This window comes from Zoogloea oleivorans (assembly GCF_008107625.1).
Taxonomy (GTDB): Bacteria; Pseudomonadota; Gammaproteobacteria; order Burkholderiales; family Rhodocyclaceae; genus Zoogloea; species Zoogloea oleivorans.
In genome coordinates, this window is the sequence record NZ_SDKK01000041.1 from 17,191 (window position 1) to 27,679 (window position 10,489).

Genomic DNA, 10,489 nt, shown 5'->3' on the forward strand with positions numbered 1-10,489 from the left:
GGCAGCGTTAGTAGCTCTCCTTCGTTAGGCATGGCCAGAATCTTCGATAAAAAGACTTGCAATAAAACACCATAATCATCCTCAAGGACGAACAAGCATGAAAAAAATCCGTAGCCTTGTCGTCGCTAATCGCAGTGAAATAGCCATACGCGTACTGCGTGCTGCTTCCGAGCTAGGCATTCGTACGGTCGCAATCTATTCAAACGAAGATCGTTTCGCCCTGCATCGCTTTAAGGCGGATGAGTCCTATTTGGTTGGTCTCGGCAAGAAACCCATTCAGGCGTATCTGGATATCGACGATATTATTCGGATTGCTAAAGAGGCAAATGGGGTATCCGGATTTTCCGGTGGACGGAGCGGGTTGAGCACCTAAAACTGCCCTGAGTCCAAAAGCGCCTCCAGGGTGGACAGGTCGGTTCCGAGGTTGCCCTGCCGGGTCTGAGTTCTGATCTCGTATTCCGCCCTTTCTTCGCATACTAAATGCGTCATGAGATACATCCGAGCCATGCCGACTTCCTCGAACTTCGGCTTTTTCTTGACCTTGACCTTCTCCTGGATGGGCACTCGCTTTTGCAGCCGGTCGGTGAACAGCACCTTGGCCCGCAACCGCTCAAAGGTGTAGCCCCGACCATCCCGATACACCCGCCTGATCTTGGCGTTGAAACTCTCGGTGAATGCGTTCGTGACGCGCTCATCGTCGAAATAGTTCAGGATGTAGGTCTTCCAGTTCCGAAAGGCCGTCTTCACTGGCCGGAAGGGCTTGGCAAGCTCTTCGGGGATGCTTGCCTCCCAAACCAGATACTCGCCCCAAGCCTCTTCCTTGGTTTCCACCTCATAAACCTTGTAGAGCCGTTCCTTGAGGTCGTAGGCAGCGGCCAACAGCGGGAAACTGTTGAGCCACCCGGAGACGGTCAGGTGTTGCTCATCATCCAGATCGCGCTGACGCTTGGCAAACAACTTGTGGGCGCGTTTCAGGCCGAGGGAGTGCCGTTTCTTGTCCTGGTTGCCGATGCTGCGCCTAACCGCATCAAACGAGGCATTGGCCTTGCTGACGACGTGGAACTTGTCCACGACCAGCTTTGCATTCGGCAGAGCTTGCTGGACGGCGATCCGGTACGGACGCCACATGTCCGTCGCAACGTGCGTGATCCGTTCCTTGTTCGGCAGGGAGTACAGGAAGCTGGTGATGGACGTACCGTAGCGGTCGGGCAGCATGTCGATCAGCGACCGGCCCTGAATGTTGGTGAAGACCGCCCGGAAGCGCCCCAGCTTGATTTCGTCGATGCCCAGCCAGACCGGCGTTTCCCGCGTGAATTCCTTCTCCAGTTCCGCCACATACTCATCGAACACGTTGCGGACGGTCTTTTCGTCAATCCCGACCTGCTTGGCAATCTCGGCGTAGGTGTATTCCAATCCCTGCCGCCCAACCCACTTGGCCAGGCGTTCTGTCATCTGCCGGGCCGTATCAACCTCGGGCACCGCCGCCGTAAAGGTTTTGCCGCAGGGCTTGCAGCGCAGGCGCGGCACGTCAAGGTGAACCGCAACGCTTTTGCCGTGCGAAGGAAGGTCGCGGATGAACAGCGTCTTCTGGGCATGGGCCACCGTTTCGTTGGATCGTCCGCAGTGCGGGCAGAGCTTGGAAACGATGGTCGGCGCTGCCTTCACATGGTAGTCGGTATCGGTTTCCTTGAAGTCGAGAACCCGCAGGCCAGGGAGATTGAGGACATTGACAGGCATGCTGGGTTTTGGCCGAAAGAGGCGAATTGTAAGTCTCGGATATGCGCTTGACAAATAGACGCAATGCGTCTAATCTGATCGTGTAGTATCGAACTTGAACCTTGATTCAATGATGGAGCGTGACAAATGGCAACGCTGACCGAACAAACCGCCCGCACCAAGTTTGCGGCTTACTTCCTGCACCTCAAGGAATCAATGGCTGCGGAAGGCGGTAAAGTCTCGAAGTCGGCAGAGTGGGAGCGTTGCATCGAGCACTGGATCGAGGAAGGCGATGCGCCGGCTGAGGCGGTAAGCTGGAAGTGCCCCCGCTCGCTGGAAGCCGAAATTCGCAAACAATGAAAGGATGCATGATGAGTGATGAAGCAAAGACCTACGGACACCTGTTTGAAGTCGATCATGATGCTGCGCTGCGCGAGAAGTTCGCCAGCGGCCAGGGCGTCATTGAACTTCAGCCCGACATGAACGACGCTATGCTGTTGGCCGTCGTCAAGCAAGCCGTTTCCATCTGCGACGGCAAGCCCTTCCTTGTGGTCCCGGCGACAGCATGAAGCCCTCTCAAGCGCTCGCATCCCATCGAGTAGACATCCGGCGCGTGGTGGAATCCCACCGTGCCTGCAATGCTCGCGTCTTCGGTTCTGTCATCCATGGTGAGGACACGGAAGGCAGCGACCTGGACATCCTGATCGATCCGACGCCCGAGACAACGCTCATGGACGTGGCGGCCATCCAGGTCGAACTGGAACGCCTACTCGGTATCTCTGTCGATGTTCTGACCCCCAGAGCACTACCGGAGAAATTCCGCAGCCTGGTTCTTGCTGAGGCGGTGTCGGTATGAACAAAGCCCTGCGCGTCCCCGACTACCTCGGGCACATCCTGCAAGCTATCGAACGCATTGACCGCTACACGGCCGATATTGATGAGGTCGGATTCCTGAGCAGCGAATTGGTCCAGGATGCGGTAATCCGCAACATCGAGATCATCGGCGAAGCCTCGAACAACATCCAGCGCGTAGCCCCTGAGTTCGCCGCCCTTCACGACGACATCCCGTGGCAGGTCATGTACACCATGCGAAACCGAGTTTCCCACGGCTACGACAAGGTGGACCTTGAAATCGTCTGGAAGACGATCCAAGGCGATCTGCCCACGTTGTACCAGCAGGTGCAGGAGGTTGCACAAGGCTTTCCGCGTAACGATGTCAAGTTGGGGATGAAACCATGAATACTACCTATGTCATCAGCGCCGAGGAGAAGGCGTTGCTGGATACCGCCAAGCGAGTCGCCTGCGTGTGGGGACAGAAAGATGGGCGGTTGATCACGGACAAAAAAGGTCGAGAGGAAGCCGAAGCTGCCCTGGTCGAACAAATCAAATGTGGTCGTGTCGTGGTGAACGATCAGTTCGTTTGCGACATCCAGAATTAAACATCAGGTGATGGCAATGGCTGAGAAGACAATTTCCCTCGTGGAGCGAAAGAAAGCTGACGAAAAGCGGCAGCAACGCGAACAGCGGATAGACCGCCTAATTCAGTCGAAGCTGACTTACAGGACGCCGTTTCCGCCATTCACCTTGCCGGAATACGAGGTTCAACGCTTGCTCAAAGCCCCTATTGAGGAAAAGGAATCCTTCTACCGCGCAGAAGGTCGGCGGATCAAAATCATCCTCCTGGCCGTGGGTATTCTTTGGGCCGGATTCACGCTGTACCGTCAATTTGTCCCTGCTCCTGTTCGTCCGGAGCCGCCAAAGCCAACCTTCGAGGCTGCGGGCGTGATCCTGGACGTTCAACTGCAAAGCACTACCTTTTCGACCGATACGACCGTCAAGACAACGACCGGAATTTTCCAGGTCCATGGCGGTGTTTCCGCGACTGTCGGTGACACGGCACAGATCAAGCGCGAGGGCGAAGGGAGCTTCCTGAAGTCTACGCTGTGCATTGAGTCGAAAATCAAACCGCAGTGCTACCCCATTCTTTAACCGATAGCTATTCAGGAAAATGGATATGAGCGTCGATATGGTTCGCCTTCTTCAAGTCGTGTTTGTGTTGCTGGTGGTTATCGCCGGTTCGTTGGTTTGGGCAAGAGAAAACGGGCATAGCCCTCTCAAAGCAGCACCGGTCTGGATTGGCTTCACAGTGCTCGGCGCCGTTGTCTATGTTCTTGACCAGCAGTTTTCCGGAAACCTTACCTACACCGATCTATTGAATCGTGAAGCAATCCTGGGTGCGTTGGGCGGATGGATCATCGTCGCAGTCGTTGCAGGTCTGTGCTTGCTGTTCATTCTGAGAATGCTGATCAAAGCGCAGATTCCGCACATCAAGGAGGCAAAATGAACACGAGGCAGCGAATCGCAAAGAAAATCATCCTCGCTGGTGATCCGCGTGCCTTTGACGATGGCACCCTCTTGGCCGAAGTGGAGCAGCACGAGGCTCGCTTGGCGAACGATCCCGAGGTTCAACGGCGGAAAGCAGAGAGCCGCGAGGCATCAAACCGCGAGAACTTCCCGCTGTTCGTTGGCGGCGTGCTGTTCACTGCCTTGTTTTGGGGTGCTATTGCATGGTTTCTTCCTGGGCTGGTGAAGCCGGCGTTTGCAGCGCTAGCGTTCACCCTCACGTCTTTTTTCATGTGGAAACTCGTTCGGCTGTGATTGGCGATGGACGCCAAATCTGGTATCCGGATTGCCCGGTGGCCGGAGCGTGGTTCGACGCAACAAATGATAGATTAACTGAGAAGAAATAGATGCTTGGATCAGACCAATTACCGCTGGCGCATGAGTTCGAACATGAGGACGACCGCGACGAACTGGACCCGTATATTGACGGCGTTGTTCCAACACCGATGACGCCTGAAGAGAGAGGCTTTGCGCTCGGAATGCTCATTGGCAACCTGCGCCGCATACACGCCGCATATGACGATGACGGAGAAGATTTGAGCGCATTGCCAGCAAAAGCAGCGGATGAAATTGAACGGCTGCTAGCGCAGATGCAAAAAGTCGAGGAATACGACGAAGCCATGAGCGAACTGGATAAAATCGGTATTCCGCGATCAGATGGCTCTGGCCCCACGTTTACGCTGCGAGGAAGGATGCTGCGCTTCCTTATTCGGATGACTTCTCCTTCTGGCGCTAACGCGACTGACCATCACAACTGCGAACCAGATAACTGGGCGCACAAGGCATTGTTATTGATGGACGAAGCAGAATCCTTAGTGCGATTTGCTTCTGTGAACATGCCCGATGCCGATAGATACACCAAAGCCGCAAAGGCGTTTTGGGACGTATGCGGGATGCTGGCCGATGAGAGGGGTGAGATTGCAACTCTGAAAAGAAAAATCATGCTTAGCCCACCGCTAACTTCTTCGGAAAGGATAGAGCATGACCAACGTGCAGATATGGGCAAAGCCTAAGCAGCCAGTCAGTCGCTTATTTCGGCTTGGTTTCGATGACACCAATACACCCTATGTAACCACGCGCCGTGCCTTTCGTCAGTGTGCCGCTGGCGTGTTGCGGCTGCATGCTGCTGAAACCTTGTTCCGTCCGCGAAAAGAAGAGTGGCATGCTCTTGTACTTCGCCAGCCCAATGGTAAGGAACGAGTGTGGTTCTATCAGGACGAAGCTCGTTGTCGGGACGTGTATACCGTTTGGGCTGGGCATGGTGACCCGGAAGGATTCGACTTTTCCTTCGAGAGTTACGCGTATTAGTTAGGACCGAATGAGCATGGACATACAACAGGCGCGACAAATCGTAGTCGCAGTTCCAGAAGCCCAGCGGGCGATCCTGGCGGACGCCCACGACCGATACATGTACTTCACTGGAGTCTATACCGACCGTCCAGCGATTAACCATATCGCCGAGGATCGCGCACTTTTTGCCCACCTCCTGAAATTCACTGACGATGGACGCCCCTCGCTGAGCGACGAACGATGCGCCGAGTTCATGGCGGCAATCACCGGCCTGCCACTCGATTGGTGCCTGTCCTGGGATGAGGTGGAATTCATTGAAACCCATGGCGAAGACGTTTACGCCAAGCATGACCGCCAGAAGCATATCGTGGATGTTGAAGCTGCGTAGCATGCAACGGTTGCCATTGAACTTGCTCGAACGACCCCTCGTAACATTCACGAAGAAGGAAGCCCAGACTGTGCCTACCCAACTTGAACAAGCCCTCGAACTCCTTGGTTACACCCGCGCCAAAGAGCTTCACCACCAAAGCAACCTCATCCACGCCATCGCGTTATTTGCTGGCCTCACGCACGATGCCGAATTGGAAGCCGAATGCGAGCGTGAGATTCAGCGTCTCCGCGCCGAGGTGGCGGCAAAGCAGGAACCTGTCGAGGTTACCGTGAACATTGGCGATGATCAGCGTAATGCCGGGCGCGGGCACCGTGGCATCCAGATCAACATCGGTCGAAACCAGCGCAACTGCGGTGGCGATTTCCACGAGTGATAGCACCAAACTGGCAACCCATCGAGGCATTGCCGTTCATCGCGGGAATGCTCGATGACCAATTACACTCAGTTCGCCAGCAGGTAGAGAACCTAGAGCGGGCCAGGCATCGACCAGGGGTTCTGGATAGCGAAACGGTCAGTCGCCTGCAAGCGGTATTCGGTGAGCAGCAGGACTTGCTGCCGGTCTTTCGAGAGCAGCTTGTGCGATGGCTGGAATTGCCCCTAGACGAACATCAACGTTTGGAAATTAACCGCCTGAACGCCGTTCTTGACCAGATGCAAGATGCCATCAGACGCATTCTCAGCGTTGCCGAAAACAGACGTTAACCACGATGCAACTTATCACCGAAAGAATCACCCAGCCCTCACCAGACGAGATCAGGGCTGCACGTGAACGCGCAAGGCTTAACCAGACGCAGGCCGCAGGGCTGGTGTCGCCGGCTACGGCGGCTGGCTACAAAACGTGGTCTGGTTACGAACAGCCGGTGGGAACCCGTAATCACCGAGCCATTCCCTTGGCGGCATGGGAACTGTTCCTGCTGCTGACAAATCAGCATCCAACCATGCACCTCAACAGGGGTGCGTCCACCGGAGAATCCGGAGAGTGAAATTACGGGGCCGCTATTTCAGCGGCTCCCGTCCACCGGAAAATCCGGATGCCCAACAGACGTTGCTCGTGCGGTTGCTCTTGATGCTCTTGCTTTGGCAAAAAAGATTGGGTATCCGGAAAAACTGGTGGGTTTACGGTTTTGACGAAACCCTAAGTCAGTTTCACTCTCCGGAAGTTTCGGTGGGTTCGGGCGCTTCGTCGATGCGGTCACGAACCCACCCCGCCCCGCCCATGCGGGCCAGCTTTTCACGCTGAGAAGGCGTCATTCGCATCGGGACGACAACCATCGGTTCGCCTTCATTGACAGGCTTTCTCCCTTGGCCTCGGCCTGGACCTCCGTGGCGTTTTGGCGGTGATTCAGTCATTGTCTGGTTCGGGATACGCACGTCGCAAAAGATACGCTGCCTCATCTTCAGGCGACATGGTGTATTCCGTCTTTCCCCTTGTAATTAGGCTTGCCTTTCCGGGCGGAAGCCAATATTCCATCTGTTTTGTAGGTTCGCCACAATACTCCTTTTGAGTTCCGCGCATCTCTGAGTGCAGAACACCATAGCTAACCAGGCGGCGAGTAACCTTTGTCACTTTGTTATGAAACGCCTTATCCCATTTGACCCCAATGCGATTGGCGAGGGCGAGCAGATATTCGGCGTCGTCATCATAGAAACCCAGCAAGGCAAAACGATACGGCCTTACTTGAGCAAGCTCAAGCACCAGGGCAATGGCAAGCTCCCGTTCAGAAACCTGCCGTGCCGTGCGTTTTTCAGTGGTTGGTGAATTGCCCATTCGGCTTCTCTCGCTTATTCCAGGAAATCATCGAGAACACATTCGCCTTTGGCGTTGCGCACCTCGGCCTTATAGGTGCCCATGGTTTCATGGGTAGTTTCAGCAACTTCAGCATATTGGGCGCTTAGCATGTAAGCCATTGTCGTCTTGGCTTCCTTGAGGTTGTCGGCTGGGCGCTCGCTAATTTCGTATTCGTCCTTATCGAGCAAGACAACACGGTATTTTGCTTCTTGGTTCATTTTTCTCTCCTGGCCAGTATTTACGGTTGATGTTGTTATTGTAATACCGATTCAAGCTGTGTCAAGTTGTTTTTGTATTACCGTTACAAATATTTGCCCGGCGCATACCACGAGCCTACAATCCCGGCCTTTCTACTATTGAGCCTTTTGTCATGAGCGGTATCCTGAATCTCCCTGGCCTGCGGGAGTTGGACAAGAAGGAGTCGGAGACGGAATACCACGTCAAAGCCGAGCCTGCCGCTATTGCCCGTCTGTGTCCGCACTGTGGCGAACTGCACCGTATCCAGCGCCACGGCAACCGACCAATCTACGTTCGTGACCTGCCGACGCATGGCAAGACGATGATGATTCACCTCGACGTGCCGCGTCTCAAGTGCATGGCCTGCCAAAGAACCTTCACGGCAGTTGTTCAAGAGATTGATGAAGGCTTCCAGATGACCGAGCGCCTGGTGCGCTGGATTGGTCGTCAGTCGCTTGAATACACCTACGCCGAACTGGCGAAGCAGGTTGGCATTGACGAAAAGAGCGTGCGAACCATCTTCGACGCATACGTGGCCAAGTTGGAGAAAGATTTCAAGCGAGAGACACCCGTTTGGCTTGGTATCGACGAAATCAAGCTGGGTCGGTTCCGGGCCATCTTTACGAACATTCAGGACAGGGCGCTGATTGATATGCTGCCCGACCGCTATCACACGTCCATTGTCAGGTTCTTGGAGTCGCTACCGAACAAAGAGCGCATCACCCATGTCTCGACAGATATGTGGCGACCCTACAGGCTTGCCGTGCAGCGTGTGCTTCCGCAGGCAAAACTGGTCGTGGATAAGTTCCACGTCGTCAGTAAGGCCAACGCCTCCCTGGATGCCGTCCGGCGCAGCATTGGCAAGACAGACCAGAAGAAGCAAGGCGCGGGGCTGAAAAAGGCCCACAAGCTGTTCGCTAAACGAGCCGCCGACCTGAACGATGAGCAATACATTACCGTCTCTGGCTGGCTGAATTGTTTCCCGCTACTGGCTGCTGCCTACGACCTCAAGGAAAGGCTATACGCCGTCTATGACGTTGAAACCAAGGAAGAGGCATGGGCAGAGTATCTGAACTGGGAGGCGAGCATCCCGGACGAGCTTGCCAAGCCCTTCCGACCAGTGAAGACTGCCTTCAGGAACTGGAAGGAATGGATTCTCAACTACTTCGACGACCACCGCATCACCAACGCATTCACCGAGAGCTTCAACGCCAAGGTGCGCCGGGTCTATCGTAACGGGCATGGATACACGTTCGAGCGGCTGCGGGCTAAGGTGCTATTCACCGACCGACTGCAAAAGCGGATTCCCTTCCAGGAGAAGGTCAAGGTGAAGAAGCAACGCTTCGAGGACATCTCAATGGGCCGCATGACCTACTTCATGATGGGTAGCTTTGACGACGATTACGAGGTCAAAATCAAGACCCGAATGGGTAACGTCGGAACCGACCTACCCACACTACTAGCCCTTTTGGATTCAGACGACTTCTAGGCGTCTACCCACCAAAACTTCCGGATACCCAAAAGATTAAGCCCGATGGGTCGTATGCCAAAGTTAAAAAAGCTTTGGGCTACGATGTTCCAGATGAGGGTAAGGAAATTCAAGCACAAGTTAAGAAGCTACTAGAACTACTAGGTAGCTCTGACTCAGGTCAGCTTAAAAATGCTTGGGGTTTTTTCCGACGACCTTTCTATGTGCAAGCATCAGTTGCTGCCTTGGTCTTTGGGTCAATCGGTTATGCAATACAAACCGAATCTACGGGTAACAGCTACGCTTACACCCCACCCAAGGGGCCGAAACCCTATGTAGCAAACCCAACGCCAACAGCAGCGGATTTTAGCGACACTCCTCTACCAGCAGTAAATCCCAAACCAAGAGGTTATGAGCGTCCTGCTACCGCTCCTAATGGTGCTGCTTGGCCAGTGACAGCAAGCTATGTCAAAGGATTTGAGAAGTTGCACACCAATGGACTGTCAGAAGTTACGGTTGATAACAGCCGAAACAATTCTGATGTGTTCGTAAAGCTTGTATCGATTGATGGACCTAATGCCTATCCCGTTCGAACCTTCTTCATTCCAGCCTACGGCAGCTTCACCGTGAATAAGATAAATGCTGGCAACTACGATATACGCTACAAAGACCTAAGCAATGGTGGTTTGTCTCGTTCTGACCCCTTCAATCTTGAAGAGATTCGAACCTACGATGGAACCCAATACAGCACCATGACGATGACGCTTTACAAGGTCAAGCAAGGCAATATGAAGACATATGGGCTTTCGGAGGATGAGTTCTAACCCATCAATACACCCGTAAATAACTCAGGGGAGCAGTTGCTCCCCTAAGTATTGTTAGCAACACAGTAAAAATGACCCATGGCATCAACTGAAAAGTGACCCACCACACTTTTTTCAGAAACGCCTAGGTCGCTTCTCCATACTGTACCCACGGTATGGAGACAGCATGTTAAACGCTGAACAATCAGTGGAGATTACTGTGTTGCATCGTCACGGCATGAGCATTCGCGCTTTGGTCGATATCACCGGCTGCGCGCGAAACACCATACGGAAATATCTGAGAGCTGACGGCAAGCCAGCCGTCAAGGAACGCGCTAAGCGCGTTGAGAAGCTTGATCCTTTCAAACCCTAGGCGCGCTCTAGACTGAAGT

20 protein-coding genes and 1 pseudogene are annotated in these 10,489 nt (G+C 54.1%); 17 read left to right on the forward strand and 4 right to left on the reverse strand.

The genetic code is table 11. The features are described from left to right. Positions 1-97: 97 nt before the first annotated feature. Positions 98-373, forward strand: a complete 276-nt coding sequence (locus ETQ85_RS24360; RefSeq protein WP_246128897.1) for a biotin carboxylase N-terminal domain-containing protein — start codon at positions 98-100, stop codon at positions 371-373. Here ETQ85_RS24360 and ETQ85_RS24365 read toward each other — a convergent pair. Beyond that, entirely contained in the window at positions 370-1,665 is a 1,296-nt protein-coding gene (locus tag ETQ85_RS24365; protein WP_187394852.1) for an ISL3 family transposase, read from the reverse strand. The two genes, ETQ85_RS24360 and ETQ85_RS24365, sit on opposite strands and share 4 nt — an antisense overlap. 198 nt (positions 1,666-1,863) lie before the next feature. On the opposite strand from ETQ85_RS24365, the gene ETQ85_RS24370 reads away from it, so the two are divergent. The 11 genes from ETQ85_RS24370 to ETQ85_RS24420 all read left to right on the forward strand — a co-directional run bounded on the left by ETQ85_RS24370 (position 1,864) and on the right by ETQ85_RS24420 (position 5,797). After that, the gene (locus ETQ85_RS24370; RefSeq protein ID WP_148581601.1) at positions 1,864-2,076 is read left to right on the forward strand and encodes a hypothetical protein; all 213 of its coding nucleotides are present in this window, start codon (positions 1,864-1,866) and stop codon (positions 2,074-2,076) included. An 8-nt stretch (positions 2,077-2,084) separates the two neighbouring features. Continuing rightward, complete coding sequence (locus tag ETQ85_RS24375; RefSeq protein WP_222862293.1) at positions 2,085-2,285, forward strand: hypothetical protein; 201 nt, start codon at positions 2,085-2,087, stop codon at positions 2,283-2,285. Next, a complete protein-coding gene (locus ETQ85_RS24380; RefSeq protein WP_148581603.1) occupies positions 2,282-2,572 on the forward strand; it encodes a nucleotidyltransferase family protein in 291 nt (96 codons plus the stop codon). The genes ETQ85_RS24375 and ETQ85_RS24380 overlap by 4 nt, the downstream gene beginning before the upstream one ends. After that, entirely contained in the window at positions 2,569-2,955 is a 387-nt protein-coding gene (locus ETQ85_RS24385; protein WP_148581604.1) for a HepT-like ribonuclease domain-containing protein, read from the forward strand. Before ETQ85_RS24380 ends, ETQ85_RS24385 begins: the two co-directional genes overlap by 4 nt. Continuing rightward, positions 2,952-3,155 carry a hypothetical protein gene (locus tag ETQ85_RS24390; RefSeq protein ID WP_148581605.1) on the forward strand — a complete coding sequence of 68 codons (204 nt, stop codon included), beginning with the start codon at positions 2,952-2,954 and terminating at the stop codon, positions 3,153-3,155. The genes ETQ85_RS24385 and ETQ85_RS24390 overlap by 4 nt, the downstream gene beginning before the upstream one ends. 16 nt (positions 3,156-3,171) lie before the next feature. Next, positions 3,172-3,705, forward strand: coding sequence for a hypothetical protein (locus ETQ85_RS24395; protein ID WP_148581606.1), 534 nt, complete (start codon positions 3,172-3,174; stop codon positions 3,703-3,705). A 25-nt stretch (positions 3,706-3,730) separates the two neighbouring features. Continuing rightward, the gene (locus ETQ85_RS24400; RefSeq protein WP_148581607.1) at positions 3,731-4,060 is read left to right on the forward strand and encodes a hypothetical protein; all 330 of its coding nucleotides are present in this window, start codon (positions 3,731-3,733) and stop codon (positions 4,058-4,060) included. Then, on the forward strand, positions 4,057-4,374 hold the full coding sequence (locus tag ETQ85_RS24405; RefSeq protein WP_148581608.1) for a hypothetical protein: 318 nt from the start codon (positions 4,057-4,059) through the stop codon (positions 4,372-4,374). The genes ETQ85_RS24400 and ETQ85_RS24405 overlap by 4 nt, the downstream gene beginning before the upstream one ends. 92 nt (positions 4,375-4,466) lie before the next feature. Further along, complete coding sequence (locus tag ETQ85_RS24410; protein ID WP_148581609.1) at positions 4,467-5,132, forward strand: hypothetical protein; 666 nt, start codon at positions 4,467-4,469, stop codon at positions 5,130-5,132. Next, positions 5,101-5,427 (forward strand): hypothetical protein, encoded by a 327-nt coding sequence (locus ETQ85_RS24415; protein ID WP_148581610.1) that lies wholly within the window; start codon positions 5,101-5,103, stop codon positions 5,425-5,427. Before ETQ85_RS24410 ends, ETQ85_RS24415 begins: the two co-directional genes overlap by 32 nt. Before the next feature lie 16 nt (positions 5,428-5,443). Next, positions 5,444-5,797, forward strand: a complete 354-nt coding sequence (locus tag ETQ85_RS24420) for a hypothetical protein (RefSeq protein WP_148581611.1) — start codon at positions 5,444-5,446, stop codon at positions 5,795-5,797. Positions 5,798-5,960: 163 nt separating this feature from the next. On the opposite strand, the gene ETQ85_RS26740 is transcribed toward ETQ85_RS24420, so the two are convergent. Then, complete coding sequence (locus ETQ85_RS26740) at positions 5,961-6,167, reverse strand: hypothetical protein (protein ID WP_222862294.1); 207 nt, start codon at positions 6,165-6,167, stop codon at positions 5,961-5,963. A 2-nt stretch (positions 6,168-6,169) separates the two neighbouring features. Between ETQ85_RS26740 and ETQ85_RS24430 the strand changes: the two genes are divergently transcribed. Together ETQ85_RS24430 and ETQ85_RS24435 are read left to right on the forward strand one after the other, a co-directional pair. Beyond that, complete coding sequence (locus tag ETQ85_RS24430) at positions 6,170-6,502, forward strand: hypothetical protein (RefSeq protein ID WP_148581612.1); 333 nt, start codon at positions 6,170-6,172, stop codon at positions 6,500-6,502. 5 nt (positions 6,503-6,507) lie between these two features. Further along, positions 6,508-6,783, forward strand: coding sequence for a hypothetical protein (locus tag ETQ85_RS24435; protein WP_148581613.1), 276 nt, complete (start codon positions 6,508-6,510; stop codon positions 6,781-6,783). Positions 6,784-7,142: 359 nt separating this feature from the next. Here ETQ85_RS24435 and ETQ85_RS24440 read toward each other — a convergent pair whose 3' ends face one another. Both ETQ85_RS24440 and ETQ85_RS24445 read right to left on the reverse strand, forming a co-directional pair. Further along, positions 7,143-7,568, reverse strand: a complete 426-nt coding sequence (locus ETQ85_RS24440; protein WP_148581614.1) for a hypothetical protein — start codon at positions 7,566-7,568, stop codon at positions 7,143-7,145. 14 nt (positions 7,569-7,582) lie between these two features. After that, entirely contained in the window at positions 7,583-7,807 is a 225-nt protein-coding gene (locus tag ETQ85_RS24445) for a hypothetical protein (RefSeq protein ID WP_148581615.1), read from the reverse strand. A 152-nt stretch (positions 7,808-7,959) separates the two neighbouring features. On the opposite strand from ETQ85_RS24445, the gene ETQ85_RS24450 reads away from it, so the two are divergent. The 3 genes and pseudogenes from ETQ85_RS24450 to ETQ85_RS24460 all read left to right on the forward strand — a co-directional run. Then, a complete protein-coding gene (locus tag ETQ85_RS24450) occupies positions 7,960-9,315 on the forward strand; it encodes an ISL3 family transposase (RefSeq protein WP_148581616.1) in 1,356 nt (451 codons plus the stop codon). Between the two features lie 74 nt (positions 9,316-9,389). After that, the gene (locus tag ETQ85_RS24455; protein WP_148581617.1) at positions 9,390-10,118 is read left to right on the forward strand and encodes a hypothetical protein; all 729 of its coding nucleotides are present in this window, start codon (positions 9,390-9,392) and stop codon (positions 10,116-10,118) included. 166 nt (positions 10,119-10,284) lie between these two features. Then, positions 10,285-10,464, forward strand: a pseudogene (locus ETQ85_RS24460) (helix-turn-helix domain-containing protein); the annotation flags it as partial. Between the last annotated feature and the right edge of the window lie 25 nt (positions 10,465-10,489).